The sequence below is a fragment of the Halovivax gelatinilyticus genome, from assembly GCF_024300625.1.
Classification (GTDB): domain Archaea; phylum Halobacteriota; class Halobacteria; order Halobacteriales; family Natrialbaceae; genus Halovivax; species Halovivax gelatinilyticus.
The window spans coordinates 70,538-97,241 of the sequence record NZ_CP101322.1; the positions used below are offsets into that span (position 1 = coordinate 70,538).

A 26,704-nucleotide genomic window follows, 5' to 3' on the forward strand; every position below is an offset into this window, starting at 1 on the left:
TTGGTAATTTTTCAACAATGACTGACTCGCCAGTTGCAGTTGGATCTGAAGTTACTCACGAGAAACACGGGCGGGGTGTCATCATTGATGAAGTTGTTCAGAATACAGATGGGACGCACGAAGTTCCAGTCCTCTTCTATTACACCGGTGACGCCCAGATCGTCCCAGTCGTCACCTTAAACCCAGCAGCGGAAGTGGCGCGGTCAGAAATTTCAACCGGATCGAGCGGAATGACGATTACAGTCGATGATGGATTTTTCTCGTTCTCCGTCGAGCCAGACGGAAAGGGATCCGGGTTCGACGTCACACTTCGAGTTGGAAATACGGTAATCGATTCTGCACATCTCGATTTCTCCGAGTTCATTGAAATGGAGTAACTGTCTCCTCGTACCTCGTTCAAATGTCTCGACCGAGCATTGATGGTTTCAGTAAATGAAACGGAATATGCAATGTTTTACTCCCGTATATGAACGTCTCGTTGCTGAACAGGCAAGGGACGCCATTCATTGTCGATAATTGCTAACAAGTCCTGAGTTGCACGTGCTGGTTAGTTGGGGTGATGAGACTCGTGGCTTAACACAGTAGCAGGTAGAGCCAGTATGGGAGTTTGATGATGCCGTCTTCGAGTGTTTCGATTGGGGGTTCGCCGCGGGGTGTGTCGCCGACGAGTACGATTCCGAGGGGTGAATCGTACGTCGTTTGGAACTCTTGGATCGCCGCGATCGCCGACTCGCGTGTGCCGGGTCGGTAGGCGAGGCCGATCGGGATTGGTGTCTCGTTGAGTTCGAAGACGAAGTCCACTTCGCCGTTGGATCCGCGCCAGTACTGGACGGTCGGGGTTGTGTCGATGTTTTGGGCGTGTTTGAGGCCGTAGGCGAAGCGCATGGTGTGGTCGAATCCTGCGATGCGTGCGAGATCGGCTTCGCGGTCGAAGTCCCCGCGGACGCTTGCTGCGTCGCCGCCGGTGAGCGCGGTTGCGAGTCCGGTGTCGCGCAGGTAGAGGCGGACCGATCGCGGGCGCTGGTTGTCGTACTCTGTGACGCCGGTCAGGAGGTATAGCTCGGAGAGGGCTGGGAGGTAGCTGTCGGCGATCGTTCGCCGGTCGACGTCGAGCAGGCTCGTCAGGTCGCGGTAGTCGATTGGTTCTGCACCGCAGTTGCGCGCGGCGAGTGCGCACAGTCGTTCGAGGTCGTCGATGGTTTTGATCGATTCGAAGCCGGGGATTTCTCGGTAGAGAGCGGATTTAACGTCTTCGCGTAGGGACTCGTACGCGTCCGGGTGCAGGTCGTCGGCGGATTCGACGACTCCGGCCTGGGCGTAGCTGATGACGCCGCCCATTGCGAGGTAATCGATGACGCGTGACTGGATTCGTCGTTCGTCGTCGGCTACTTGCTGGTGTTTCGATCGGAGTTCCTCGACGAGTGCGTCCGGGTCGCCGCGTTCGACGGCGGTTGGGAGGCTGGTGTCGCCTGTTCGGATCGATGTTGGACTGATCCGGGTTGTTTCGTTTGCTTCGAGGTTCGGGTAGAGGGCGAAGATGTAGTCGCGGAATTTCTCTGGGAGGATGGGTTGGACGGCGTATGCTGACGATGGGACATCGGCTCGGTCGAATTCGCGTTGGATCTGGATTTCGGAGCTGGCGGTGACGGCGACGTGTCGGTCGGGTGCGTCTTCGAGCAGTTCGGCGACCACGGATCCCCAGCCGTCGACGTCCGGTTTGGTCGAGTGTTCGATCCGGTGGACGGCGTCGAGGATGATGAAGTGCGATCCGTTCGCGTCTCCGCGGCCGAGGACACGGCTTTCGTAGTACCGGACGGCGCGTCGCAATTGGTCATCGGAGTGGAGCTGGTAGAGCGGGTCGGCGTCGAAGGGAAGGTAGAGAAATCGGGTCGGGTCGTCGCCGGCGTCGATGCGGTGGCGGATGAATTCGTACAGGAGCGTGGTTTTACCTGCGCCGCTGCGGCCGACGAGGGCCAGTACCGGTTGATCCTCGAATTGACTCCCGTCGGCGCCGGGGCGCGCGAGGTGGTAAAAGTCGCTTTTCTGCCTGGCGGGAAGCGTGAACGCTTCGGCGCCTGTTTCCCACCAGGGGTTGTGCTCGTGAAGGTCGCTTAGTAGCGCGTCGCCGGCGTCCGTCGTCATTGGTGCGTTGGTGGCGAGAGAGTCCGCATCCTAATGGGTGTTTCGACCACTAATCCACCGGTTCGAGGGACCTAATTCGCTGATCAACCCGGTTGAACAGCCCATTACACTTCCTTAACGAGTTAACAGACACTATGATGCTACTATTTACTCTGTTAAGCTCGTGTCGAAGTTGCTAGCCGAAGAATTTATACAGTTATGAGACACACTGTTGATCGTGAAAATCATAGAAACCACACCGCAATGTGTTTTTCTTCGAAAGCCGGGTTCGACGGTCGGGGCGGGCTGGAAAGCGGGACGCGGAGGTGACGACTGACGCTATGACCGCGACGTACGACGACCTCGTCGACGGGATCCGCCTCGATCTCGACGTCGAACTCATCACCCGCCGCCCGGTCGACTGCGATGGCGTTCGACTCCACCGACTGCTCGTCGCCGACCAGCACGGTGAACACTTTCCGGTGCTGATCGCCTCGACCGCCGACCCGCACCACGACCTGAAGACCGGCGCCACGTACCAGATGCAGGAACTGTACGCGTGCGACCCGCCCACCCGCGCCGGCGAGACGTCGATCGACTGTCCGGGCTGCGGTTCGCCGGTACGTGAAGCGGCTGGGATCGATGCGATCGATCCCGCGGTCGTCCGCGCGGCGGCCACGCTCGACATCGACCAGGCTTTCGGTGTGATCGACGAGCGGACGACCGTCTCCGTTGCCGGCGGTCGTGAAGAGCGGGTCGACGACTGGCGGCCGATGCCGACGAGCGAGGACGACACGCTCGACTACATCTGCGACGCGTGCGACCGGACGCTTCACGCGCGAGAGGTTCGAAACACCGGTGACGGAATCGCGCGCGTCGACATAGCTCACGACGCGGTCTGCTCACCGTCACCCGCCACGAACGCGTCAGCCCCGCCGACCCTCGGCCTCGCGGCAGGCGGAGCGTCCGATGCGACCAACTTCCGGAAAAACATCGAGCAAGGGTTCACACCTTTACCCGAGGCAATCAGCGACGAGGGACTGTTTGCGGAGTACCACTTCGAGACGGGTGATCCGGTGGAGACCGACGCGCTGTTCGCACCTCGCTACGCGACCGCCGTGAGCGAGCATCCACTCACGGGAGAGAGCGAACAGTACCTAGCGGTCGGGCTCGATTCGACCTTGACACCGGATGCGTTCGAGCGCCCGAGACTTGAGCTAGTGGTCGTCCTCGACGTCTCCGGCTCGATGAACGCCTCGTTCGACACGTACTACTACGACCGTCACGGCCGCAAACGGTCGAACGAGGGTGACGGGACGACGAAACTGGAGGCGGCGAAACGCTCGCTGTGTGCGTTAACCGACCAGTTGCGCGACGGCGACCGGCTGGGCGTCGTGTTGTTCAACGAGCACGCACACGTGGCGAAGCCGATTCGCGACGTCGGCTCCACCGACGTGGACGCTATTCACCGGCACATCGACGAAGTCGCAGCCGGCGGCGGAACGAACCTCGCCGACGGATTCTCTGCGGCCGCCGACGTGCTGGGAGAAGGGAACCCGGATCCGGCGGTCGAACACCGGATCGTGTTCGCGACCGATATGATGCCGAACATCGGCACCACCGGGTCGTCGGAGTTAACGCGGTTAATCGCGGACGCGGCGGTCGATGGTATCCACACGACGTTTCTGGGCGTCGGCCTCGACGAGAACGCCGCACTCGCCGACCACCTCTCCGGTATCCGCGGCGCGAACCACCACTTCGTCCACTCGGCGACCGAGTTCGAGCGGCATCTCTGCGAGGCGTTCGAGTACATGGTCACGCCGCTCGTGTTCGATCTCGGACTCGATCTCGTCACTGACGGATTCGAAGTACTCTCTGTCCACGGCTCGCCCGTCACAGACGACGCGACGGATCGCCTGATCGACGTCGGAACGCTCTTTCCGGCCCCGAAACGGGACGACGCGGTTAAAGGAGGCATCGTACTGGTCCGACTGAACCAGCAAGAACCGGACGCTGATCTGGAACTGACCGCGTCGTGGACCGAGCGCGACGGGTTCACTCACGTCGAGCGCGCGAGCGTCAACGTCCCCGACGAGCCAGACGTGTACGCTGACGACGGCGTTCGCAAGGCGGTGGCGCTGGCTCGCTACGCTGGCGAACTAAGAGAATGGGCGGCCGACGTCCACGAGCGAGCGGATCCAGACGAAGTCGAGAGACGCATACCAATCAGCGGCGAACACGAGCGCGGATCCGTTCCGCTCACAGTCCCCGATCGGTGGGCGGATCGGTTTGATCGGCTTCATCGCTATCTAAATAACGAGCGGTCGGCAACCGCGGACGACTCTCTCAGACGAGAACTCGACTTGCTCGACGCGTTGACTCGCCGGGCGACCGACGTCTCGGCAGAACTGTGCGAGCAATAACGACGCCCGAATCTTGATTGTAAACGAGTACTGTCGTCGAAGTTTTGATTTGGAACTCATCGAAGTTGGGGAGTGATTCGCCGTTCAACTGGGAGTACTAAGAAATATACCGTGTCGTAACGCCTGTTTTCACTGTCGTCACTGTGAACTGGGGAAAAGCTGTCAATCCGTTAGGATTGAGCCCTAGGGTCGCATGTCGCCGTCACGTGCCGGGCCCACATTATTGTGAAAATTATTCAATTACTAGTTCAGCTTCGAACATCATGTGAGGTTGTAACCAGGCGCTGCGTTCGCTTGACACAGCGACGTCCAGTGCGTCGATCACGGTTTCCGAAGCTGGTTGGCTGGAGAGGTCGAATTCGTCGAGGATGTTCTGTATGAGACGAGGTTTTGTCTCGCCTATGTTACGCATCCAGAGCGTGGTTTTACCGACGCCCAGTGCTTGATCGTGGAGATAACTCCCGATGGCGGCTTCGGAAGCGCCAGCCCAACTGTCAGCGATGTGCGCAGCGATTTCCGTTGTATTTTGTTCCAATGTGGTGAGGTCAGATTGATCGAGGTCCGGTGAGGTTGCATCAAAATGCCGTTCAATTGCATCGTTGAGCGCGGATGTGACTGTGTCTGAATCGAGTGGGTATTCCTCGATGGTCAGTCTGGTACCGCGTTGCAGCACGGTTTCGTTCTGGCCTTGTGTTGTGTAGGTGACTTGCCAGTGGACCCACTCCTCGTTCTTGAGTTGGGCGAGGTGGTACGTGATATTGTTCGTGCTGTCGTGAGTGCGGAGGTGTGTTGAGGATCGAATGGATTCACCGTCAATTGTTACGGGTTGAGGGTGGTCGTCTTCTCGTTTCGAAGTCATTATTGCAAACTAACTAACAGTCGGTCTGTCTTAAAGGTCAGCCGTGAGGACTCTTCACCGTTCAATAACCTATCCCCCTCACTCGTCACGGGTAGAGACGAGGCAGAGTGAACTTGTGGAACTCGACAAGGTCGTCGGCGACCTGCTCGGCCAAGCGGTGATCGGCAAGGCGTTCGGGGTCGTACTCCGCCGCGATTTGGACTCGGTCAAAATCACCAAGTGCATCCGCTCCTTTCAGAACGGTGGTCATCTCTGACGGTTCGTCCACCCGATCGATGACGTTGAAATTCCAATCCGTGCATAGCAACGCCCACTCGTGTTCGGTCAGGAACTCAACGATCTCGTCGGCGCACTCGATAAGCATCTCACGTGATGCTTCGCTTTGCTTTGGGCTTACAGAGTAGCCGACACGCATGGCGGGCGTCCGGCGGCCTTCGACGCAGAAGGCAACGAACAGGTAGTGCTGGTTTTTGTTGTTGATCGCGAACTCCGGCTTGCCGTAGGCGATCCACAGATGGGTAGGGACGAATTTCATCTCGCCTGGAAACCGGTTGAAGTCCTGGGAGATGCCGTCACGCCACATGTTTTTCGCCTGAAGACCGCTTTCGCTGAGGCGTCCTTCGACGTCGCGGTGAAACCGCGCGATGTACCTGTGATACTGCTTCGAGAGTTCCCAGACGGTGGGTAAATCGTCGAGCAATTGGTCCGGAAAGCCGGTGAACGGCACGTAGCCTTCCTCTTCGAGCTTCGATCGTAGCAGGTCTAGAAGTCCCTGCTGGGATTTCGAAAGTTTCGAGCGATCACATCGGGAGATACCGATCGCTATCTCTCTCCACCCCAGCCATTCTGCGTGTTCGAGGTCGAGATCATCGAGCGAGGCGGGTTGTGAGTCGTGACCTGAGACGAGAAACAGGTGTTTCTGGGCTCGTCCGAATCGTTGCAGGTCGTCGTGTTCCTCTTGTAGTTGCTCGGGGTCGAACTCCGTGCCGAGTTTCGCCTCGATCATGACGGTCGTCCGGTCATCCTCGATGGTTACGTCTGGGATTCGTGTCGCGCGCGGATCGATACGGTCGTGAAACTCGATTCGCACGTCGTCGGAGAACGCGTCGTCAGGTAATTCGAGTACCTCTGCCAGCACCGGCGGCCCGATGAGTTCGAGGATTCCAAAAACGATCCGTGTCAGGTCGTCCTCGCTCTCGACGTCTAAGTATCGTGCGAGCGTTGTTGACATGCGATTCACTACCATTCCGAGCTATATTAGCGCCTGAGACGACTCTCGGCATTCGTGAACAACGGTCGTCTGGTTCCCGCTCGGACTGCACAACTGGAACGAACTCGTCTTAATGCTGGTACGGACACACCTCGTATCCCTCCCGCTGAAGCTTCTCTTCGGCACTCGTGATGCCGAACTCCGTCTCGATCCGGTCGCCCTCGTAGGGAACGTCCGCCGTGGCAAACAACTCGAACTCACCGTCTGTCGTCTCTCGGAAATAGTACAGCCAGTGACGACCGGTTGCGTCCCACGTATCCACGCGAACAGTCGACTGATCGTCCTCGGTCTCGAGTTCGCACACATCGTATCCCATAATCATCTCGAGCTGGTCATACATTCATAACGTTTCTCGCCGTCAACTCTTCGGACGTTCCGGACACGACGAGCGCTTCAACTGTGGGTAAGAATTTGGAACGGATAAGGAGATCCGCTTAATAAATCCTTCTTGAGACTTCGAAGCGGTTCAGATTGTGCGGACAGAATTATATCCTGTGTCGAGAATGCAAACCAGTGATGGCGGGCACCGACGAGGGATCGACGACGGTCGAAACGGCTGAGCTTGCGTCTTCGGCGTGGTCGGTTTCCCGGTTGAACGGCGAGATCGAGGCGGTCCTGGATCGCGCCGGCGATCGATTTCCGACCTACGTGGTCGGTGAAATCGCGGAGGTGAATCGCTACGACTTCGGGACGTTCTTCGAGCTTCGTGATCTTGAGGACGAAGCTGTGATCTCCTGTCTGGCCTGGAGCTTTGCGGTTGACGGGTTCGACCGTGAACTCGAAAATGGTACTGAGGCGATTGTGCGCGCATCAGTTGACTTCTACCCCGAACGCGGCGACACGCAACTGGTCGTCAGCGACTACTGGCCGGTCGGCGATTCCGACCGGTCGCGTGAGCTTGCCGAGCTTCGATCGGCGCTCGAAGCGGAAGGGTTGCTCGACGAGTTACAAAAACAATCCCTCCCGGAGTATCCCGACTGCATCGGCGTCGTCACCTCGCTCTCGGGGTCCGCTCGCGAGGACTTTGTTAGCGCCGTTCGATCCAGGTGGGCACACACGTCGATCAGGCTTTGCGGCGCGACCGTGCAGGGTGAGAACGCGGTCCCCTCGCTGGTCGGGGCGATCCAGACACTCGAGTGGGACGCGTACGTTGACGTGATCGTCGTCACTCGCGGAGGTGGCTCCGATACCGATCTCTGGTGTTTCAACGAGGAGGCGGTCGTCAGGTCGATCGCCGACTGCCTGACGCCGGTCGTCGTCGCCGTCGGTCACGAAGACGACGAGACGCTGGCCGAGGCGGTCGCCGACCGCCGTGCGATGACACCCACCGACGCCGGGGTCACGACGACACCGAACGGGGCAGCCCTCAACGAATCGATTGGGCAACTTGAACGGTACATCGACGTCACGTACGACGGCCTGGTCGACGATCGATTGGGCACGTTAGAACGGCGTATCGAAAATGCGTTCAAGACGGTCAAGCACGAGGCGAAAACCGAGGCTGTGACGGCTCGAGCGGCCCGGGGTCGCGTCGGCGACCTTGAGGCGCGAATCGACCGGGCGTACGACCGACGCGTCGAGCGAGAACTCGAGACCCTCGACACGCGAATCGACACCGCGTACCGGGATCTGGAAACGGACGCACGGGTTGCGGCTGGCACCGCCGAAGCCCGGCGACTCCGAATCGTCGTCGCCGCGTTAGTTGCGCTTCTACTCATCGGAACGGCGCTCGTCCTCTTGTTGCTTCTGTAGAGAGTAATGGAGGATCGGGTGGAGCGTAGGTTGCACGTCCTGTAGATTCATGGTGACCGGCACACATCGTGACGTATGACCCCTGACGTTGATATCAAAGGCAGGATCGAGCGTCTGGAGGAGATTGCTGAGACGCTCGAGGACGGTGAGATTGGATTAGATTCCGCGAAGGAACTCCGTGTAGAGGCCGATGATCACCTTGAAGCGCTGCGCGACGCGCTTGACGCAGGTGATGGTGACATCATCGAGATCGACAGCAGCGACGCCGACGTAGATGACTGGGAATGACTGGAATGGGTACCCCCTTCGTCCGTGAGGGTATTTGATCAATAGTTTCTGGTGGAATTGCATGGTGGACGGATTCACCTGAAGGTTCGGCGATCGTAGAACCCTTTTGCAGGCTGCTGACTCGAAATATGCGAGGTGGAATCAGCTTCAGGGTGGGTTTTGATGCGAGAAAGAGGTGGTGGGGGAATAGTCGCGTCGTGCTGCTTCGGTGTTGCTTGTACGTGATTCGCTCGTGACGGTTGGTGGATTGATTATGGCGAGGGTAGAGCTTGATCTCAGGGCAGAGGTTTTTAAGTAACCCTTTCATTTACTGTTTGCTGTTTAACAATGGAGCAAAAATCCACAAATGACACAGCAGCACAGAGCGGTTCAAACAAGCCAGCAGAAAATATTGCGTTCCGCATCGATAACCGTCGTCGTGAAGGCGAAAGTCGTGAGGACGTCATTAATCGATGTCTCGATGAAACTGTTGAATCAGTCACTCTCGAAGAGGTCACCGCTGCAATCGAAGAAGAGTTTGACGAAATCTCTTGTGTACGGTTCGCTGCGCACGTGCCTATCGATGAAACGGGGTTGGTGATCTTCACCGTCCATACCCCCGAAGCGTTCGACTTCGATGAGCGTGAATTCGCTTTCGGGACCGATCGGTATCGACTCGTCTTCCCGGACATAGATGGGTTAGATCGTGAGTACGAGTTTGGGGTCGAGGCGTCCGAATTTTCGCCGGGAGACGAGCGGTTGTCCGACTACACGCATGTGTACCGAGCGGACCACTTCGAGTCGTTGGCGCCACTGACGTTCGCCGAAGGGCTCGAAAGTCTGCGTACCCGATTCCGCGACGAGCTCAACGCGTAAGCGGAATCCGCCGACTCTTTTTTCACCAACCGAGAAGGTCGCTCGCACGGGGTGTTTGGATAAGTGACAAGTACAGGGTCGTGGTGGATTCCGACGGGTTCACCACGACCTGAGAGACAATGTATACGACCGGTGAATCGGATGTGAATCCGAAACGGCGCGCAATACTCGGTGCGGTGGGTGGTGTGGCTGGGCTGTCTGCACTCGCGGATCCTGCACTGGCACAGGATGAGAAATGTCCGGAGTGGGATCCATCTTACAGAGGACGGACCTGCACACTCACATGCAACGAACTTCCGGGAGAGCGTGGCGACGGCAAAAAGAAGCCATGGTACGAGTCGAAGCTCACCTTCCATAACTGTTCGACCTGTACTCGATTGATCGGTGCTCGGGTAACGGACGGGCACATTAGTGACAAGCGCGAGTCGGAACCGCACGTATCCGACCAGTCGAGTGTACTCTCGTACCATATCGAAGCAGGGGAGCGAAAGACGTTCTGGTACACGGGTAGCATCAATAATTTCGATCTTTCAGAACCGGCGGACATGAACGTCGCTATCACGCAGCGGTCGGTCGAACGCGCCCCGACCGAACAGTGTTACCGACCAGATCCCGATGCGAAACGGACGACCAAACGGGAGAAAACGTGCCCGGAAGGTGATCCGGAAGCAGGTGGGCGGACGTGTTCGCTCAAGTGTGGTGAACTCTCACCAGAGTTCCATGAGGGGAAGAAGAAACCGTGGTACGAATCGGCGATCACGTTCCAGAACTGTTCGAGTTGTACTCGCAAGATAGCGGTCGGTGTCAGCGACGGGTCTATTCACGAAGATAAATCGGTCGAGCCGGACGCCGGCCATCATGCAGGGAGTGTTAGCTATCACCTGAAGGAAAACGAACGGAAGACGTTCTGGTTTACCGGCAGCGTTGGCTTCCTCGATCTCTCCGAACACGCGGACATGAACGTCGCGATCAGCCAGCGATCGATCGAATACGCACAATCTTCACGTTGCTACCGGCCCTAAGAATAGAGAAATACTCTCAGCAACACCATTTCAACCTGCTTGAACAGCGTTCACGACAATCCACCTTCAACCGTGAAACTCTGCGCTTCACACGAAATACACCCACCTTCAACCGTGAAACTCTGCGTTTCACACGGAATACCCCCTTCTTCAACCGTGAAACTCTGCGTTTCACACGGAATACCCCCTTCTTCAACCGTGAAACACTGCGTTTCACACGAAATACCCTCTTCTTCAACCGTGAAACACTGCGTTTCACACGAAATGCTCCCTCCTTCAACGGTGGAACTCTGTGCTTCACGCGGAATACCGTGATTCAATGGACAAGTATCTAACTCGCCCCCCTCCCAAGTTTTGAGGAATTGATGCTATAATTCACATTCTTATAGAGAAGGTTTCTAAAGGGTGAATTTTGTAGAAGAGAGATTTCAATTTGGGTCAGTTACTGTCCAATTGCGTTACTCGATCACGCAAGTTACGCTGGGTTGTGAACGTCAAAACCAGCCGAGGGCAGTGAGGTTTTACGTGACGTTTCGTAACTAGAAGGGTCGAGGTGTTCGAGATGCATATCCTGTGTGGAATTGAGGGTTGAATCTTCATTGCGTTTTATTTTATCAATTGGGCAAACGCTTTTCCTTGGCGAACCGGCCAATTTCAATTGCAATGGCAGAAAAATCACCAGAGAAACCTACTGTCGTACATGCAGACCTGGCAGCGAAAGATCTCGGGGTCCCAGTGTACTACAGTGCAACCCTCGATGTTAGTGAGGGTAACACAGATACCGGGACAAATATCGAAGAACGGGGTGCTGACGTTACGGTCTCCCATCCAGTTGCTGATCCCGCGGAATTACGACGCAGAGCCCACATCACTGCACAACTTGCCATTTACAACCGCGACCTTTGGGACGTCGAGAGAAGTCCGGAAGCGTTCGATACAGCAGTAATCGATGTCGCTGAGAGGGTATTCGAGGCGTTCGAGATCGACGTTGGAACGTTACCAATCGAACGCCCATACACGTACGCGATCCTGGTTCACGACGTCTGGAAAATCGACTCGATGCCAGGACTCCGTCAATACCTGCAGGACCATCCATCTACCGCAAACCGGATTGGCCTAGCAGAGGTGCCGAGTACCGCATCGTTCTATCGACGCCGGAACCTCCTTCGAGAGGCTCGGTTGCGATCAGTTTTCGCTGCGGTAAGTGAGTGTATCGTTCACGCGATTTGGCGATCAGGCCATCCGCTCCCCGAAGAAATAATTGACCGATGGGAACTCGACACTACACCGGTCGTCACGGAGTTTGATATCTCTCCAGAGACACGCGATGAAGCGCTGCGAAACTGGGCGCGAGAACTTCTTGCAGACGCGAGTACTGCTCTCTCATTTAATCGAGATTCATCTCGTGTCTCGTATTCGATCGAGCAGTACATCGGTTTGCTCGCACACAGCACATTACAACAAGTCGGTCTCACGCGAGCACAGAATACCGCGGGTTGGGTATTCGGCGACGCAGTCGTTCCAGGTGGTGATGGTCTACTCAAGCACATCACCGCCTTAGATCTGGACAAGATTGAATCGCAGTTTGCGACCGCTCACAGCCAGGTGTTTGATCGATTCGCCGCCCGCGGCCTATTTGACGATCCGATCGATCTCGCGTTCGACACGACCGAAATCATTTGGTGGGGAGATGAGATGGATGCGACAATTGGCAAACGACGGCCGGAAAAAGACGCGACACCCAAATGGGTGTTCGCGCTCCTCGTCGGATTCAACTCCGATGTCAGGGTGAATTTCGGAGCAGTGCACGTGAGAAGCAAAGATCGACACGCGAGCGTCCTCGAAGAGTTGCTCTCGACTGCCACCGCGAACGCTGAACCCAGGTACGCATTCTGTGACAAAGAGTTCTACGACGGCTCAGTGATTGAAGCGCTGCGGACAGGCCTTGGGAAACAGTGGGTGATTAAAGCTCAAAATTACGATTCGATCGAGGATTTCATTAAGAAAACTCCATCAGATGAACCCGGGTTCATAAAAGAAATTGAAGCAACGAGCGCAAAACCCCGACCTAACGCGTTCGCCATCCCAAAAAAGCTGCACAGGCAACAAACGCTCATCAACTTCAGGACTACTGACCAAGTGCTCGATCCTGATGGGAGTGCAAGCACTCATACTGTCTATCTCACCGATATGGATGACGTAGAGACGACACCAGAGGTTATCAAATTCCGGTACGACTACCGATGGAACGTTGAAACAGCCAACCGTCAGTTTAAACGGGTACTCCCTAACACAGCCAGCCAGAACGTGCGAGCCCGGATTTACTGTGCCAATATTGCGACACTGTTCATTAACTGGCACAGCCTGATCAACCGCACGCTCTCACCAACGTACAATCTTCCCCTCACCGTTACACGGAACGAGTTACTCACCGCGATCCGTGACGTGGCGTTTACAGAGACGGAGTAACCATGGAGGGGACGATAGCTGCCAGCGGGCTTCGCGACGTGATTGCTCCTGCCACCGCGCTCGTTAATGAAGCGGTGTTAACTGCGAGTTACGAGGAGATGCAGCTCCAGGCTCTCAGCGCCGATAAGAACGCTGTCGTGACCACAACGGTAGCAATTGACGAATTTGATGCGTACTCCGCAGAAACGTCCGCTATAGGCGTGCGTGTAGACGCGTTGGATGCGTATCTCAAGTTGGTTGACCCGGCCAGCCCTGTCCAGATACGGACGCCCCCGCACAGTGACTCCATCAGGGTGATCGCCCCGGATTTAGTGGTCAATAGCGACGGAATAGATGGTAAGAATATTCGGCAACAAACGGGTTGGACTGATCGACAGGACTCGTTTAGATTCAGTTGCCGGAGTAACGCTAGATCGCTACGTCGGAGCCTCGAAGCGGCTGACCTTTGTGGGCCGTCAATTACGATCAACGCCGATCGTGATGATTCGGTAGAGTTTACCGCAACTGGGGAAGCAGACGATATGCGATGCCGAGTGACCGGCGACGTAATCACTGAGCATCCAGAACCACCGGTGAAGCCAACATATCCGGTCGAGAAGCTCCGGGAAATGCATCAGAGCCTCTATACGCGTACTGATTTTCTGACCTTCGAGGTGAACATCGAGGGAGTCCTTACAATGTCTGGCAAGCACGTCGAAACGTCAGCGATTACTCGATTTGCACTGGCACCCCTATCATCGGATTCGTAGTCAGAGCGCGAGTGAGAAAGAACGAGCGTCAGTGATGGTTCGTCGGGGTTAGTAGAACGTAGTGTCGCCACCGGGAACATCGGCGTGAGCGGTAATTTCGGCCGCGTCGAAAGGTTGCTCGATACCGTTGATCTTGCGACGATGGAGTTCGATATCGTCGAAATTCTCGTCGGTAGGGTGGATTTGAAAGTACGCGGCTAAATCGTCGATGATTTGTCGGTGATGGTCGGGGATCGCGGACTTGTTCACGGTGAATACGAGTTCGGTGCTGGTCGTTGGGACTGGCTTGATCACCCCTACCGTTTCGCCTTCCGTCAGTCGGCGGTCGAGTGTTCGTTCTGGCACATCGATCATCGTGATGAGTTGTTGCCGGGTGCGTGATGATTCGAGGAGTGCTGTACATAGTTCGTAGCCGCCGGCGTGGGTGAGAAAGGTACTTACACGATCAGTTCCTGACATTCTAAATTGTGAATAAGCTGGATACGTATAAACCCTCGGCGTGAGAGAGCGTCAAAACCCGAGTTTATACTTAATCCTTTGGGTCTGTCTACCTCTCGTCATCTGTTCTCGAATTTATTTACCCCGTCCCTGGACAATCATATGAGTAGTTCCGGCAAGAGTGAAGAAATCGAGGAATCACCCTCGAAACGGATTTTGCAGTCCATGTTTCAAGATGTTCTGGGACACCGACGAGCGGTTCACTTCTTCAAAGAGTTAGATGAGTGCTACGAGTGGATGGTGACGCGAGGGATCGAACCGAACGCACGGAACCCCACTGGGTACGAAGAGAGCAGCGCGGAGAATTACCTCAAACGACTCGGCAAAGCACTGCCACACCTCTGGCTACGACACGGCGGCTTTACCCTAGAGATCACGAACGACTTGGCCACCTGGTACGTCGAACAGCTCGAAGACGACGAACTCACGACAGAAAACGGGTCGCCGTACGCCGCCTCGACGAAACGCAAACACGTGTGCGCCGTATTCGCGATGAAACGCTGGCGCGCTGATCAACGCGGCGACCAGCCCTGGCGGCCACACACGCTGTTCGAAGCGGAACAACCGGAACGACCAATGGCCGACCCCATCACGCTCGAAGAACGCTCCGTGCTCCGCGAGCACGTCCTCGAATACAACACCATCACTCGATACAACAACTGTACACCAGAACAACGCGATCGGATTCGAGCGGAACTCGCGCAGCGACTCGGAAAGCCGAAAGCCGACGTCACGAAAGACGATTGGGAACGAGTGAACACGTGCTGGAAATACCCGAGCTTAATCTACCTGTCTCTCGACACTGGGCTTCGACCGATCGAAGTCGCGACCGCAAAGGTCGAGTGGGTGAACCTCTCGAAGGAGACACTCGAAGTTCCGAAATCGGATTCGGTGAAAAACGATGCGAGGTGGGAGAATCCGATTACGTCGCGAACCGCCGATACGTTAGAACGGTGGTTCCGGCAGCGAGCGGCCGAACCCGCGTACGATGACACCGACCTCATCTGGCTGACGCGCGAGGGTAATCCGTACTCGTCCGGCCCGCTCGGCCGAAACCTGCGAAAACTCTTGGAAGACGCAGGCGTCGATATCAGTGACCGGAACATATCGTGGTACTCACTGAGGCACTCGCTCGGAACGCATTACGCGAGAGTCGCGGACAACATCGACGACGTTCGTCGCCAACTGCGACACAAAACGATCGAGGCTACCCTTCGCTACATCCACCCGCCGGACGAGGACGTCCGCGATAACCTGAACCGGATCTAACCAGGCAACTGTTTTCCTTTTTCGACTACGTGCGACTGGGCTCGACGCGAGTCGAACGGTTCGAGGGGTGACGACGATCGGAGTTCCTGCCACCGATACTTGTTGCGGAGAGAATACTCCTCGGTGTACTCGGAGTGAGTTACTGGGACTGGTTCTTGCTGTGTTGATGAGCGCGACCGGTTTGTGCCCGTTTTGGTCTGAACGAGTTCGATGAGCCCCGGAATTGATCCTGCGAGTCGAAGTTGCCTCAGAGGCAACTATCCGGGTTTTTATAAGGTTGAATCGCCTTTCTCGACCTGAGCGGGCCGAAATCGGGCCAAACGGCGCGACAAACGGGCCGGATGCTGCCAACGAATCCTTCCAATCCGGATGGACTCTCACTCCAACGGGGATGGTTGGACTACTCAATTGCTGCTTCCACCTGGTTAATTACCAGAAACTACAGGGCACGTAAAACAGGCTTACAGCTAATCCTGCTTCGATAAATTATTCTCTTGAATACACACCCCAGGCTTGGAGATCGAAGGTTGCACGTGGCGAGCGCCAACGTTCTTATCAGCCTTTACAGATGCTTATCGCACCGTGTTGAATCCAGCGCGTAACTGTGAAACGGACTAAGGCGGGACTTGCAAGGTTCGCAATAGATCAGTACTAAGACATATTGAACGCAAGTGGTTTCTAGACTGTGTGGCTCAGAACTTAAGTGGCCGGCTCAGCCAACGCATTGGTTAGACATATAAGCCCGAACGTTAACCAATGTATTATGGCGATATTGGAGCAGCCTGACCGGGAACGCGGATTCAACAAGGATCGGATCATCCGGGTCCTGTTGAATCACACGGGAGATGAATTGACGAAGTACCGGTTAGCACAGCTTTCTGGTGCGTCTGAACCGTGGACGCGCCAGTACACTGAATCACTCGAAGAAAAGGGTTTAGTCGAGGGTACTGAGGTCAAGGCACCAGTGGGACTGTACCGGACCTGGTTGGACCAGCGGATCGAGCCGAATCAATTGGAGGTGTCCCTCCAGTACCCGATGGACCGGCTAGCAGAGACTGACTTGCAGTACGCGCTAACGACATACCAAGCAGAGAATCTGAATCAGGGCTTTCTCTTCACCTCGACCACTGACTTCTACATTTCTCCGGAGGAAATCAACGACTGGCTTGCAATCGTCGAGGAGAACGGATTGCTAGGCGGTGGAAATACTCGAATCAGAGTCCTTGACGACCACGTCTTCTACAATCAGCAGGCAGTCGATGGCTTCTCGACTGTGTCTATCCCGCAACTAATTCTGGATTTGCTTGCGGAGGGCGGACCGTGTGAGCAAGCGGCGAAGAAACTCATCGATTCGTATCATGGTGACCAATAGTGGTGAGACAATACTACGTGCCGCAGATCACGGAACTCTCCGAACAAGAACTCCAGGCAGTGTTTGAAGCAGCCCAACCCCCGGTATGTCTGCTCGGCGGGTGGGCTGTCCATCTTCACGTAACCCCCGGATTCCACTCAGCGCACGGCCGCGAGTACATCGGATCACGAGACATCGATCTCGGCGTCCACGTCGATGCAAGTTGGAGTGGGGAGGACTTCCAGGAAACACCGGTTGAAGACTCGATCTCAGCAATCGAAGAGTTAGGGTATACGAAGAGTCGCTTCGGCTTCGTTCAGAACTTCCTCCGCGACAGCCAAGAACGAATCAGCGAAGCCGAAGCCAGCGAACACAGCTTGCACGAGGTGTTTCAAGTCTACGTCGATGTTATCCCTGACACTACGGAGCTAGACAAATTCCGAGACGTGTTCGGGTTCAAACCGCCAGCGGAACCACTCCTGGCACCGGTGTTCGAAACGAACAGCGGTGAGCAGTTAGCGGAGTATGTGTCATGGTCGCCGCCTGCGAACAAACTGATTGCCCCGCCAGAATTACTGGCTGCGATGAAAATCCGGTCGCTCCCGGATCGAGACAAGAGTCACAAACGAGTGAAGGATGTCGCTGACCTCCATGCGCTCCTCTGGTACGTCACAGACTACACGGACGTGAAAACCGGCGCACTGGAACACGTCTCACACTCCGACTTAACGCAATTTGCGGACGCAGTTGACGACCCAGTATTCGAAGACGCAGCTACGCTCCTCCAGATTGAACCACAACTCATCAGCGGATCCATTACCCGGTTACTTCGGTAACCCAGTCACACCGGAGACCACACAACTGTCCCCGCGAGATGAATCACCGGCTCACTATACCATCGTACTCGCCAGCTGTGAGGCCGCCCAAGCGTGTCGACGGGCCCGTCACCCGATACGATCTAACGCTTTTTTGCGGTCCTCGAGGGGGGTTTGATCATATTTAAGGGTGGATTTTGGGCTTTTGTGCCGGAGTTGGGTCTGGGCCGCTGCGAGGTCTTCTTCGCGCGTCATGTACGTACCGGTGGAGTGCCGGATGACGTACCAACTGCATTTCCGGTTTTCGTGATCGATGCCGGCGATCTCGAACAGTTGGTGAAGGATTCGTCTGAGCGAGGCTGACCCGTACGGATTTCCTTCGCGCGTTAACCACAGCTCGTCGCGCCCGTCGTACAGGTCGTACGTCGCGCGCTGGTCGAGCCACCGGTCGAGCATGTCGATCGTTCGCGTGCTGAGGCTGACGTGCCAGTTGTCTTCGTTTTTCGAGCTGTCCTCGATCGGGATTCGCAAGATCCCGTTATCGATATCGACCCAGGACGTGACCGCTCGTTCGACCTCGATCGGTCGTAAGGCCGCGTCGAGGCTGACGCTTACGAGACTCGGGATCTTCCAACTGTTCGCACGCTCCCACTCTCGTTCGGTGATTTCCTCGACCGGTTTCTCGAATCGCTGGGCGAGATACGCGTTGATCTCGCGTCGTTCGGTCGGCGAGACGTTGTTGTACGAGGGGATGGAGCCGTACTCCAGCGCTGCTTCGCGGATCAGTTTCCGTTCATCGAGCGTCAGGTAGTCTCGCGGGGCCGTGGTGCCGTCGTTTGAGCTGAACGTGATCGTTGGCTCCCACTCTTCGCCGCCGCGTTCGTACGCACGCCATTTGAACAGCATCCGGACGGCTTTCTGACACAGGTCGCGGTGAGTGTCGCTGCACTCGGCGTGGGCCAGTTCCTGCATCCAGGCATCGGCGTGGTCGTGAGTCACGGCCGTGGTGTACTGGCCTTCCTGGTCCCAGACGAACCGGAGGAATTGATCCATTCGGTAGATCCGGTTTTTGACCGTGCTTTCGGCGTACCCGTTTGCTTTTTCGGGTTCGATGCCGAACGCGAGCAGCCACTTGACCATGGCTTCTCGCTCGGTTCGGTAATCGACGAGTTGTCGTTCGCCGAGTCGGTCTTCGGTCGGTCCTGGAACGAGCGCGTACTCGCTTAGATCCATTCCGACCACCCTCGAAGGAATCCTGCGAATCGGATTGCAGGGCAAATAGTCGGAATCGCTGTACGGCGTCGGGGTAACCCGGTCCTCTGAATCGCATTGCCGTTCGAATTCATGTTTACGTGAGGTAAGCACGGGCTAAGAAATCGGGAGACGGCGACGGGAAAAGGATGCTCCGACTGGGATTCGAACCCAGGTCATTGCCGTGAGAGGGCAATATGATTGGCCGGACTACACCATCGGAGCCGGTGTCGTACAGTATTTCGTTACGTCGTCCGGTGTTTAAGCGTTCCGTTTCCCCCCGATGGGCGGGTCGAACCGCCCGGAACCGGCGGTGGTCACTCGTCGTGAGACGACCGAACGGCTTCCGGTTCGAACCCGTGGAGGCTGATGATATTCTCACGACCGACGCGGAGTTTGCTGATCGTTCCGTCATCTTCCATCTCCGAAAGCAACATACTCACCTTCGACTTCGACCAATCCGTCTCATCGACGATCTTTACCTGTTTCATCCGCCCGCCGTTTTCCTCGATGAGTTTTCGAACGCGATCTTCGTCCGAGAGTAATTCGACCGTATCGGCACCGAGCTCCGCACTCGCCTCGGGGGTTGCCGATTTCTCCTGGTGTATCGCTGTCGGTCCGTCGGTCGGTTCGATCGAAAGCGCGTCGGCGATCGGTTTCGGAATCGATTCCGGCCGCCGACGGACGATTGCGACGATACCCACGACGAGGGCGGCCAGTACCAGTACACCGACCCACCGAAGCCATCCCGGAAGTAGCCCGCTATCGGCGTCGTCCGTCCCGAGAGCCGCCTCGTCGTAGGCAAACACGACGTACGGGTGTGCGTCCGCGAAGTCACGTTCGCCGGACCAGGTGACAGACGGAGCGTCTTGTATGTCACCGGCGTACTGACCTTCGGGACGAATCGTCTCGAACGTGAGTCCGTCACCGGCGCGGAAGACGAGCGACTGATCGCTCATGAGAAAGAATCCACCCTCGAAGACGTCCGAGACGACGACCCTGTCGTCGTGCGTTTCGGCGAAGTTCTCCCAGGTAAAGGACATGCGAACGACTCCCGTCGGATTGATCGGGTTCTCGACCGTCGCCTCTCGGTCGAACTCGGTCGCCGACATCTCTCGATCGGTGTGATCGGCCCCCGACGCGACCAGCGACGTCGCCTGATCGGTAAATCTGACGTACAGATCGGTCTCTTCTGATTCGAACGTCTCCGCGAAAGACTCGAAGTCGGCTTGCTCCGAGTCGGAATCGAGCGGTCGTTCGTACTCGAACGTCCACCGCGCAGTTCCGTCTTCGTCGACCGTTACGTCGAACGTGGTTCGGTCGAATTCCTGATCGATCGAGAGGGTCTGTGATCCCGTCGCGGTCGGTGCGGGATCGGCGTCGATGCGTTCGACGCCCTCGTCAGCCAGTGAACCGTCGATGGATCCGGCTAACGCAACGGTCATACCGATTCCGAGGACCGACAAGCAGATGACGACGACCAAGAGCGTCGACCGATGCATTCACCTAGACGTCGGGGGGATACCTCAAAGAGTTTTTGAGTCACCAGGCACTGCGCGAATCTCGGCTCACCAGCGTCGTCCACCGGGCGTGGACGACAGGCACTAACCGACCGACCGCTAACCGGATGCCATGATCGAAAATCTCGCTTCCGGCGTTCGGGCGTTCACCAGTAATGCGTTTCTCGTCGACGGATCGCGAACGGTCCTCGTCGACGCCGGCTCGAACTTCGACGTCGTCTCGGCAATCGAAGATCGAAGCGATCGACTCGATGCGGTCGTACTTACGCACACCCACCCAGACCACGTCGGTAACGTTCCCGCGGTGGCCTCGGCGTTCGACGTCGAGGTGTGGGGGTACGATTCGACGGTCGACGGCGTCGACCGCGAACTGACCGATGGCGAGGAGGTCACGCTCGGTGAGGACGACTACGTCGTCGTTCACACGCCGGGACACAAGGACGATCACGTCTGTCTCTACGCGGCCGATCCGGGGATTTTGTTCGCCGGCGACCTCGTCTTCCAGAACGGCGGATTCGGCCGGACCGACCTTCCTGAAGGCGATCGCGCGACGCTCGTAGCGAGTATCGACCGAGTCCTAGAGACGGTCGATCCGGCGCTCAGAGAAATGCACGTCGGACACGGCCCGAGCGTTACGACGGACCCCTACGACCACATCGAACTGGCCGGTCGAACGGCACGAGAGCTGTAAACGCGGGGTTTCGACTCAGTCCGAAGTCGTCTCGGCCAGCCCGTAGTGGCCCGGTTCGTCGTCGCTTCTCGGCTCGGCGACGACCAGTTCGTCCGCGTTCACCATGATCCACGGAATCGCCCAATCGAGCAAGATGTCTTCGGTGTCCCGTTCGAGTTCCGCGTCGGGCTCGAGACCTTGTAACAACCGGGCGATCTCGTAAACCGTGTACATCGCATCCGAAGCGAGCAAATCTGCCGGTTCGTAGAAATCGCACGGAAATATCTCTTCGAACTCCGATTTCGGTCGTGGCATACGATTACCGTACGTACGACCGGGTCCTAAATCTCCCGGCACGTACCCGTTCGACACTCCGCATCGTCGCTATGAAAAAACGTGAGTCGGATCGTTACTCGAAGTGGTCGACGCAGGTCTGGTACTCGTCGGCGACGTCGTCCCAGTCGACCACGTCGAAGAACCCGTCGATGAAGGAACCACGGTCCGGACCGTAGTCGTGGTAGTACGAGTGCTCCCAGACGTCGAGCGCGAGGATGGGATGTGCACCCCAAAGCGCGTGGAGGTCGTGCTTGTCGACCTTCAGATTGCGCAGTTGCTTGGCGACGGGATCGTAGACGAGCAGCGCCCATCCGCCCGCGGCGCCGGCGGCCGCCTTGAATTCGCCCTTCCAGGCGTCGTAGGAGCCAAAGTCCGCTTCGATACGGTCGGCCAGGTCACCCTCGGGTTCGCCGCCGCCGTTCGGCGACATGTTCTCCCAGAAGAGCGTGTGGAGATAGTGGCCACAGCCGTTGTGTGTAACACCCTCCATCGCCGACGGGGAGCTGGCGAAGTCGCCCGACTCGCGGTTTTCGGCGAGCGTTTCTTCGGCCGAGTTGAGCCCGTTGACGTAGCCCTGGTGGTGCGTATCGTGATGCCAGGTGACTACCTGTTCTGAGATCGCCGGTTCGAGCGCGTCGTAATCGTACGGTAGTGGTGGAAGTTCGTGATCAGTCATTGTGGACACCCGCGTATGTGTTCGATTTCGCGACTGTTAAACGTTGAGGAGGGAAACGATAACACGACCCACTGCGAGCGATCCTCGCCGGGGAGATCGCGTATCGAAACCTCCCTCCCACTGTCCCACCACGAACTACGTGTTAACGGTTTCTCACCGAACAGAGAGGCAAATCGGAGACGTCGAATAGTCCCACTCTTGGAGAGTTGGATTGGGCGAAAAGAAACCGGTGTCGCGTAGACGACGTTACTCGTAGAGCCAGCCCGCGTCGTGCTGGTCGTACTCGGCGAGTTCGTCCTCGTCGAAGTGAATCGCGATCTCTCGTTCGTTCGCGCCCTCGTCTTCGTGGTCGGCGGCGTGGACGACGTTCCGACCGAGGTCGAGCGCGAAGTCGCCACGGATCGTCCCCGATTCGGCTTCGAGGGGGTCCGTCGCACCGATCATCTGACGGACCTGTCGGGTTGCGTCCTGGCCCTCCCAGACCATCGGGACGACGGGACCGGACGTGATAAAGTCGACGAGGTCGTCGTAGAACGGCTTGTCCTCGTGTTCGGCGTAGTGCTCTTCGGCCCGTTCGCGGGGCATGGTCTCCACCTTGATCCCGACGAGTTTCAGCCCGCGGCCTTCGAGTCGGGAAATAACGTCACCGACCAGCCCTCGGGCGAATGCGTCGGGCTTCACCATGACGAACGTCCGTTCGTGATCGCTCACGCCTGTTCACCCTCCTCGGATTCGCCCTCGTCGGTTGCGTCGACCTCGTCGGTCGGGACGTCCTCGTCGTCGGCCGTCACGTCGTCGGCGTCGGTCGCCGGCACCGCTTCGTCATCTTCGGAATCGTCCGACCCGTCCTCCTCCGATTCGTCGCGAACTTCGTCTTCGGGTTCCGACTCGGCTTCGGCCTGATCGCTCGTTGCGGGTTCGTCGTCAGCTTCGACATCGCTCTCTTCGACCTGGTCGTCGTCGACGTCGGCACCCGCCTGCTCGTCGGTCGCGTCCGACTTCTCGGCTGGCGTTTCGTCCTGTGCCGGCGCTTTGCCGCGACGACCCTCCTCGGTCCACTCCAGATCGCGAGGTTCGCGTCCGAGCAGGTAGTTTTTCTCGGCTTTCGAGTTGACGAAGTGGAGCACCGTTCCATCGTTTCGGACGTACATGATGCCCGTTCCGGGTTCGATCTCTTCGCCTGTGTAGTCACACGTTCGTTTCTCGACCATCGTTACTGTCCTCCGATCGAATCGGCCTCGCGAGCGGTCTCGCGCAGCTGGAGGATGTCCCCCACGCGGACCGGGCCGAGGCAGTTTCGGGTGATGATACGGCCCTGGTTTTCGCCCTCTTTGATCCGGCACTTGACCTGCATGGCTTCGCCGTGCATACCTGTCTTGCCGACAATCTCGATGACTTCCGCGGGCGTCGAGCCGCCCTCTCCTTCTTCAGCGCTCATCTATCACCACCTCACTGAAGGTCCTCGATCTTCCCGGCGATGTCGTCGACGTCGTCTTCGGCTTCGCCAGTGTCGACGATCGCGGCGGCGGCCGAGCCGACCTCGAGGCCGGCGGCGTGACCGACGTCGTCTTGCGTCGCGACGAAGACGACCGGAATCCCCTTCTCGTCTGCGAGTTCCGGAATGTGCATGACGATCTCCTCGGGGCTGACGTCTTCGGCGACGAAAACGAGGTTCGCATTGCCGCGCTCGATCGCTTTGGTGGTTTCGTTCGTTCCTTTCTTTACGCGTCCTGTGTCTCGGGCGACCTCGAGGGCCTCTAGGGCGTCCTCTTGAAGATCGGCCGGGACGTCGATAGTGACGTAGACTGACATTGGTTGTTCACCTCTCCTACGCGCGGGCTCGCGCTCCCCTGCCGGTGGGGCGCTGGGTGCCCCGTACCGGATCGGGCTGTCGCCCGGCATCCGGCGGAGTTCCTGTGCGGCTAGGAGCATCATCAACCCCGCGTAGGGTGTACTCCTCAGTAGCGGTGCCCCCCATAAAAGCGTGTTCAAACAAAATTCGGAGTGACACGGTGGCGCACGTTCGATCGTTGGGTGAAACGGCGGCGGACGAGTGATACCTAAGACGCCAACCCACCGTCGATACCGAACGGTGGAATTACCGTCGTCGGATCACTATGAGTGGCCATGGACGTGCGTGCCCTCGCGACAGAGCTTCGCGCTGAGGCGCTGGCGACCGACGAGCGCCGACTCATCGTGCTCGCGGGGGATGATCGATCGGCGGCCTACGCGGCACTTGACGAGGCACTCGCTGCGCTCGACGTCGGAATTTCGGAGACGACGCTCGTCGGCCCGGAAGATAGACTTCGCTGTCCGCACCTGACCCAATCGAGGGCGGATCAGCTGCTCGGGACGACCCGAACGGTCATCGTCGTGGACGGACACGAAGCGTTTCGGCCGAACGCCCTGGGCAGCGTCGTCGGAGCGGTCGACGGCGGTGGGCTAGTGGTGTTACTGACCCCGCCGCTCGAATCGTGGCCCGACCGGCGCGATAGCTTCGACGAAACGTTGACAGCGCCGCCGTTCGACGTCGAGGACGTCTCCGGACACGTTCGAACGCGGCTGGTCGAAACGCTCACGACGCACCCCGGTATCGCCGTCGTCGACGTCGATCGCGACCGGATCGAACGCGATGGATCGACGGATCCGCCACCGCGGCTGGATGGACTGTCGAGCGACGAATCGCGAATCGATCGTACTCCGAAGAGAACTGAATTCCCGATAGAGGCGTTCGATGCCTGTCGCACGGCGGATCAGGTGGACGCGGTCGCCGCGTTCGAGGGCTTCACCACCACTGATCGGGGACGGCAGGCCGTCGTCCTCGAAGCGGACCGCGGTCGCGGGAAGTCGAGCGCGGCCGGCCTGGCCGCCGGCTCGCTCGCCATCGCCGGACGCGACGTCGTCGTAACGGCTCCGTCGAAGGACAACGCCGTCGAAGTCTTCGCCAGAGCGGCCGAGATACTCACCGACCAAGACGCGACCGAATCCGTCGACGGCTCCGCGATCGGGCCCCAACAGTCGCGTTCGAACGGTGACGCGGAGGTCTCGCCCGAGAGCGACCTCCGGAGTCGAACCGGCGGAGCGGTCCGGTTCGAACCGGTGACGGACGTCGACGACTGGATCGACGAACCGGACGTCGTCATCGTCGACGAGGCGGCCGCGCTGCCGGTGTCGATTCTCGACGCCACGCTCCGAACGGACCGCGTCGCGTACGCCACCACGGTTCACGGCTACGAAGGGGCGGGTCGCGGGTTTTCGGTTCGATTTCGAGAGCGGCTCGAACGGTCGGATCACGACCTGACGGACCTGACGCTCACGGAGCCGATCCGGTACGCGGCCGGCGATCCGATCGAAACCTGGGCGTTTCGCGTCCTCGCACTCGACGCGCGACCACCGGTGGAGCCGCTCGTCTCCGAGGCGTCGACGGAATCGGTCAACTACTGCCGACCGTCGTCTGCCGATCTTGCCGCGGACGAACACCGGTTACGCGAGGCGTTCGGGCTCCTCGTGCTCGCACACTACCGAACGGAACCGACGGATCTCGCGCGGTTGCTGGACGCGCCGAACATCGTCGTCCGGACGCTCGAACACGACGGACACGTCGTTGCCGTCGCCCTGCTCGCCCGGGAGGGCGGATTAGACCGCAACACCCGAGAGAAGATGTACGACGGCGACCGGATCCGCGGGAACATGATCCCTGACGTGTTGACGAGTCAGCTCAGAGACGAGGCCGCCGGCCGAACGATCGGCTACCGGATCGTGAGGATCGCGACCCATCACGCCGTTCGATCTCGGGGCCTCGGCTCCCGTCTCCTCGAGGAGATTGCCGCGGAGTTCGCATCGGCCGTCGACTGGCTCGGGTCGGGCTTTGGTGCGACGCCGGAACTGCTTCGGTTCTGGACGAAAAACGGCTATCGGACGACTCACACCTCCACCACGCGTAACGACCGCAGCGGCGAGTACTCGGCGATCGTCCTCTCACCGACCAGTGATGCAGGACGGTCGCTGGTCGACCGACACGCGAGATGGTTCGCGCGCAGAGTGCCGGCAGTCTTCTCCGACGCCCTTGACGATCTCGACGCGGATACCGCCAGGGCGATTCTCGCTTCGGTTCCGGACGACGCCGCGCCCGCACTCACCGACCGACCGCACGACTGGCGGGTGATCGCTGGCGCCGCCTACGGCCCCGGCCTGTTCGACGTCGATCCCGGCCCGTTTCGGCCGCTTCTCGTCCGATACCTGATCGAACGGCCGGACTCGATCGAGCGCTCCGAGCGCGAAGAACGGCTCTTCGTCCGCCGCGGGCTGCAAGCCGGTTCGTGGCCGGCCGTCGCGGACGAACTCGACTATCACTCTCCCGGCCAGTGTATGCGATCGTTCGGTGCGGCGCTCACTCCGCTCGTCACCCACTACGGGACGAATCCGGACCTCGTCGGAGACGAATCTGCGGAGACCGTTCGTTCGCTTCGCACTCGATTTTTAGGAAACGAGTAACCCGTTCTGTGCGATC

Annotated in this window: 25 protein-coding genes, 1 tRNA gene and 1 pseudogene; 13 read left to right on the plus strand and 14 right to left on the minus strand. The window is 58.2% G+C overall.

Annotated features, from left to right (window positions below):
• Positions 1–17 precede the first annotated feature (17 nt).
• Positions 18–377, plus strand: a complete 360-nt coding sequence (locus NKH31_RS00215) for a hypothetical protein (RefSeq protein WP_254863122.1) — start codon at positions 18–20, stop codon at positions 375–377.
• A 196-nt stretch (positions 378–573) separates the two neighbouring features.
• Here NKH31_RS00215 and NKH31_RS00220 read toward each other — a convergent pair whose 3' ends face one another.
• A complete protein-coding gene (locus tag NKH31_RS00220; protein WP_254863123.1) occupies positions 574–2,142 on the minus strand; it encodes an ATP-binding protein in 1,569 nt (522 codons plus the stop codon).
• Positions 2,143–2,462: 320 nt separating this feature from the next.
• On the opposite strand from NKH31_RS00220, the gene NKH31_RS00225 reads away from it, so the two are divergent.
• The gene (locus tag NKH31_RS00225) at positions 2,463–4,544 is read left to right on the plus strand and encodes a vWA domain-containing protein (protein ID WP_254863124.1); all 2,082 of its coding nucleotides are present in this window, start codon (positions 2,463–2,465) and stop codon (positions 4,542–4,544) included.
• 232 nt (positions 4,545–4,776) lie between these two features.
• Here the strand turns inward: NKH31_RS00225 and NKH31_RS00230 are convergent, their stop codons facing one another.
• The 3 genes from NKH31_RS00230 to NKH31_RS00240 all read right to left on the minus strand — a co-directional run bounded on the left by NKH31_RS00230 (position 4,777) and on the right by NKH31_RS00240 (position 6,989).
• The gene (locus NKH31_RS00230; RefSeq protein ID WP_254863125.1) at positions 4,777–5,403 is read right to left on the minus strand and encodes a hypothetical protein; all 627 of its coding nucleotides are present in this window, start codon (positions 5,401–5,403) and stop codon (positions 4,777–4,779) included.
• A gap of 85 nt (positions 5,404–5,488) precedes the next feature.
• The gene (locus NKH31_RS00235; protein ID WP_254863126.1) at positions 5,489–6,409 is read right to left on the minus strand and encodes a hypothetical protein; all 921 of its coding nucleotides are present in this window, start codon (positions 6,407–6,409) and stop codon (positions 5,489–5,491) included.
• A gap of 334 nt (positions 6,410–6,743) precedes the next feature.
• Positions 6,744–6,989, minus strand: coding sequence for a hypothetical protein (locus NKH31_RS00240; RefSeq protein ID WP_254863127.1), 246 nt, complete (start codon positions 6,987–6,989; stop codon positions 6,744–6,746).
• Between the two features lie 200 nt (positions 6,990–7,189).
• Here NKH31_RS00240 and xseA point away from each other — a divergent pair, with 200 nt between their 5' ends.
• The 6 genes from xseA to NKH31_RS00270 all read left to right on the plus strand — a co-directional run bounded on the left by xseA (position 7,190) and on the right by NKH31_RS00270 (position 13,808).
• The gene (gene xseA, locus NKH31_RS00245; RefSeq protein WP_254863128.1) at positions 7,190–8,425 is read left to right on the plus strand and encodes an exodeoxyribonuclease VII large subunit; all 1,236 of its coding nucleotides are present in this window, start codon (positions 7,190–7,192) and stop codon (positions 8,423–8,425) included.
• 75 nt (positions 8,426–8,500) lie between these two features.
• The gene (locus NKH31_RS00250; protein WP_254863129.1) at positions 8,501–8,713 is read left to right on the plus strand and encodes an exodeoxyribonuclease VII small subunit; all 213 of its coding nucleotides are present in this window, start codon (positions 8,501–8,503) and stop codon (positions 8,711–8,713) included.
• 327 nt (positions 8,714–9,040) lie between these two features.
• A complete protein-coding gene (locus NKH31_RS00255) occupies positions 9,041–9,568 on the plus strand; it encodes a hypothetical protein (RefSeq protein WP_254863130.1) in 528 nt (175 codons plus the stop codon).
• Between the two features lie 143 nt (positions 9,569–9,711).
• Positions 9,712–10,590, plus strand: a complete 879-nt coding sequence (locus NKH31_RS00260; RefSeq protein ID WP_254863131.1) for a hypothetical protein — start codon at positions 9,712–9,714, stop codon at positions 10,588–10,590.
• A 663-nt stretch (positions 10,591–11,253) separates the two neighbouring features.
• The gene (locus NKH31_RS00265) at positions 11,254–13,059 is read left to right on the plus strand and encodes a transposase (RefSeq protein ID WP_254863132.1); all 1,806 of its coding nucleotides are present in this window, start codon (positions 11,254–11,256) and stop codon (positions 13,057–13,059) included.
• Between the two features lie 2 nt (positions 13,060–13,061).
• Entirely contained in the window at positions 13,062–13,808 is a 747-nt protein-coding gene (locus NKH31_RS00270; protein WP_254863133.1) for a beta clamp domain-containing protein, read from the plus strand.
• Between the two features lie 48 nt (positions 13,809–13,856).
• Here NKH31_RS00270 and NKH31_RS00275 read toward each other — a convergent pair whose 3' ends face one another.
• Entirely contained in the window at positions 13,857–14,267 is a 411-nt protein-coding gene (locus NKH31_RS00275; RefSeq protein ID WP_254863134.1) for a hypothetical protein, read from the minus strand.
• A 204-nt stretch (positions 14,268–14,471) separates the two neighbouring features.
• Between NKH31_RS00275 and NKH31_RS00280 the strand changes: the two genes are divergently transcribed.
• The 3 genes from NKH31_RS00280 (at position 14,472) to NKH31_RS00290 (ending at position 17,762) form a co-directional block, all read left to right on the plus strand.
• On the plus strand, positions 14,472–15,575 hold the full coding sequence (locus NKH31_RS00280) for a tyrosine-type recombinase/integrase (RefSeq protein ID WP_254863135.1): 1,104 nt from the start codon (positions 14,472–14,474) through the stop codon (positions 15,573–15,575).
• Between the two features lie 763 nt (positions 15,576–16,338).
• Positions 16,339–16,947, plus strand: a complete 609-nt coding sequence (locus tag NKH31_RS00285; RefSeq protein WP_254863136.1) for a hypothetical protein — start codon at positions 16,339–16,341, stop codon at positions 16,945–16,947.
• 2 nt (positions 16,948–16,949) lie between these two features.
• Positions 16,950–17,762 carry a nucleotidyl transferase AbiEii/AbiGii toxin family protein gene (locus NKH31_RS00290; protein WP_254863137.1) on the plus strand — a complete coding sequence of 271 codons (813 nt, stop codon included), beginning with the start codon at positions 16,950–16,952 and terminating at the stop codon, positions 17,760–17,762.
• Between the two features lie 108 nt (positions 17,763–17,870).
• On the opposite strand, the gene NKH31_RS00295 is transcribed toward NKH31_RS00290, so the two are convergent.
• The 3 genes from NKH31_RS00295 to NKH31_RS00305 form a co-directional block, all read right to left on the minus strand.
• Positions 17,871–18,974, minus strand: coding sequence for a tyrosine-type recombinase/integrase (locus NKH31_RS00295; protein ID WP_254863138.1), 1,104 nt, complete (start codon positions 18,972–18,974; stop codon positions 17,871–17,873).
• Positions 18,975–19,142: 168 nt separating this feature from the next.
• Positions 19,143–19,217, minus strand: a tRNA-Glu gene (locus NKH31_RS00300).
• Positions 19,218–19,309: 92 nt separating this feature from the next.
• The gene (locus NKH31_RS00305) at positions 19,310–20,437 is read right to left on the minus strand and encodes a helix-turn-helix transcriptional regulator (RefSeq protein WP_254863139.1); all 1,128 of its coding nucleotides are present in this window, start codon (positions 20,435–20,437) and stop codon (positions 19,310–19,312) included.
• A 187-nt stretch (positions 20,438–20,624) separates the two neighbouring features.
• On the opposite strand from NKH31_RS00305, the gene NKH31_RS00310 reads away from it, so the two are divergent.
• Complete coding sequence (locus NKH31_RS00310) at positions 20,625–21,203, plus strand: MBL fold metallo-hydrolase (RefSeq protein WP_254863140.1); 579 nt, start codon at positions 20,625–20,627, stop codon at positions 21,201–21,203.
• A 15-nt stretch (positions 21,204–21,218) separates the two neighbouring features.
• On the opposite strand, the gene NKH31_RS00315 is transcribed toward NKH31_RS00310, so the two are convergent.
• From NKH31_RS00315 to rpl7ae, 6 genes and pseudogenes are all read right to left on the minus strand, one after another.
• Positions 21,219–21,497 (minus strand): DUF5827 family protein, encoded by a 279-nt coding sequence (locus NKH31_RS00315; protein ID WP_254863141.1) that lies wholly within the window; start codon positions 21,495–21,497, stop codon positions 21,219–21,221.
• A gap of 94 nt (positions 21,498–21,591) precedes the next feature.
• A complete protein-coding gene (gene sod / locus NKH31_RS00320) occupies positions 21,592–22,194 on the minus strand; it encodes a superoxide dismutase (RefSeq protein ID WP_254863142.1) in 603 nt (200 codons plus the stop codon).
• Positions 22,195–22,440: 246 nt separating this feature from the next.
• Positions 22,441–22,905: a nucleoside-diphosphate kinase gene (gene ndk, locus NKH31_RS00325; protein WP_254863143.1), complete on the minus strand. Its 465-nt coding sequence runs from the start codon at positions 22,903–22,905 to the stop codon at positions 22,441–22,443.
• 116 nt (positions 22,906–23,021) lie between these two features.
• Positions 23,022–23,405, minus strand: a pseudogene (locus NKH31_RS00330) (50S ribosomal protein L24e); the annotation flags it as partial.
• Positions 23,406–23,407: 2 nt separating this feature from the next.
• Positions 23,408–23,632, minus strand: coding sequence for a 30S ribosomal protein S28e (locus NKH31_RS00335; protein ID WP_254863144.1), 225 nt, complete (start codon positions 23,630–23,632; stop codon positions 23,408–23,410).
• 11 nt (positions 23,633–23,643) lie between these two features.
• Positions 23,644–24,006 carry a 50S ribosomal protein L7Ae gene (gene rpl7ae / locus NKH31_RS00340; protein ID WP_254863145.1) on the minus strand — a complete coding sequence of 121 codons (363 nt, stop codon included), beginning with the start codon at positions 24,004–24,006 and terminating at the stop codon, positions 23,644–23,646.
• Between the two features lie 315 nt (positions 24,007–24,321).
• On the opposite strand from rpl7ae, the gene tmcA reads away from it, so the two are divergent.
• Positions 24,322–26,688 (plus strand): tRNA(Met) cytidine acetyltransferase TmcA, encoded by a 2,367-nt coding sequence (tmcA, locus tag NKH31_RS00345; protein WP_254863146.1) that lies wholly within the window; start codon positions 24,322–24,324, stop codon positions 26,686–26,688.
• The last annotated feature ends 16 nt before the right edge of the window (positions 26,689–26,704 follow it).

What these genes read in the sequence shown, in the direction of transcription:
- NKH31_RS00215 (WP_254863122.1), top strand. Translation starts at nt 18, where the DNA reads ATGACTGACTCGCCAGTTGCAGTTGGATCTGAAGTTACTCACGAGAAA.
- NKH31_RS00220 (WP_254863123.1), bottom strand. Translation starts at nt 2,142, where the DNA reads ATGACGACGGACGCCGGCGACGCGCTACTAAGCGACCTTCACGAGCAC.
- NKH31_RS00225 (WP_254863124.1), top strand. Translation starts at nt 2,463, where the DNA reads ATGACCGCGACGTACGACGACCTCGTCGACGGGATCCGCCTCGATCTC.
- NKH31_RS00230 (WP_254863125.1), bottom strand. Translation starts at nt 5,403, where the DNA reads ATGACTTCGAAACGAGAAGACGACCACCCTCAACCCGTAACAATTGAC.
- NKH31_RS00235 (WP_254863126.1), bottom strand. Translation starts at nt 6,409, where the DNA reads ATGATCGAGGCGAAACTCGGCACGGAGTTCGACCCCGAGCAACTACAA.
- NKH31_RS00240 (WP_254863127.1), bottom strand. Translation starts at nt 6,989, where the DNA reads ATGGGATACGATGTGTGCGAACTCGAGACCGAGGACGATCAGTCGACT.
- xseA (WP_254863128.1), top strand. Translation starts at nt 7,190, where the DNA reads ATGGCGGGCACCGACGAGGGATCGACGACGGTCGAAACGGCTGAGCTT.
- NKH31_RS00250 (WP_254863129.1), top strand. Translation starts at nt 8,501, where the DNA reads ATGACCCCTGACGTTGATATCAAAGGCAGGATCGAGCGTCTGGAGGAG.
- NKH31_RS00255 (WP_254863130.1), top strand. Translation starts at nt 9,041, where the DNA reads ATGGAGCAAAAATCCACAAATGACACAGCAGCACAGAGCGGTTCAAAC.
- NKH31_RS00265 (WP_254863132.1), top strand. Translation starts at nt 11,254, where the DNA reads ATGGCAGAAAAATCACCAGAGAAACCTACTGTCGTACATGCAGACCTG.
- NKH31_RS00270 (WP_254863133.1), top strand. Translation starts at nt 13,062, where the DNA reads ATGGAGGGGACGATAGCTGCCAGCGGGCTTCGCGACGTGATTGCTCCT.
- NKH31_RS00275 (WP_254863134.1), bottom strand. Translation starts at nt 14,267, where the DNA reads ATGTCAGGAACTGATCGTGTAAGTACCTTTCTCACCCACGCCGGCGGC.
- NKH31_RS00280 (WP_254863135.1), top strand. Translation starts at nt 14,472, where the DNA reads ATGTTTCAAGATGTTCTGGGACACCGACGAGCGGTTCACTTCTTCAAA.
- NKH31_RS00285 (WP_254863136.1), top strand. Translation starts at nt 16,339, where the DNA reads ATGGCGATATTGGAGCAGCCTGACCGGGAACGCGGATTCAACAAGGAT.
- NKH31_RS00295 (WP_254863138.1), bottom strand. Translation starts at nt 18,974, where the DNA reads ATGGATCTAAGCGAGTACGCGCTCGTTCCAGGACCGACCGAAGACCGA.
- NKH31_RS00305 (WP_254863139.1), bottom strand. Translation starts at nt 20,437, where the DNA reads ATGACCGTTGCGTTAGCCGGATCCATCGACGGTTCACTGGCTGACGAG.
- NKH31_RS00310 (WP_254863140.1), top strand. Translation starts at nt 20,625, where the DNA reads ATGATCGAAAATCTCGCTTCCGGCGTTCGGGCGTTCACCAGTAATGCG.
- NKH31_RS00315 (WP_254863141.1), bottom strand. Translation starts at nt 21,497, where the DNA reads ATGCCACGACCGAAATCGGAGTTCGAAGAGATATTTCCGTGCGATTTC.
- sod (WP_254863142.1), bottom strand. Translation starts at nt 22,194, where the DNA reads ATGACTGATCACGAACTTCCACCACTACCGTACGATTACGACGCGCTC.
- NKH31_RS00335 (WP_254863144.1), bottom strand. Translation starts at nt 23,632, where the DNA reads ATGAGCGCTGAAGAAGGAGAGGGCGGCTCGACGCCCGCGGAAGTCATC.
- rpl7ae (WP_254863145.1), bottom strand. Translation starts at nt 24,006, where the DNA reads ATGTCAGTCTACGTCACTATCGACGTCCCGGCCGATCTTCAAGAGGAC.
- tmcA (WP_254863146.1), top strand. Translation starts at nt 24,322, where the DNA reads ATGGACGTGCGTGCCCTCGCGACAGAGCTTCGCGCTGAGGCGCTGGCG.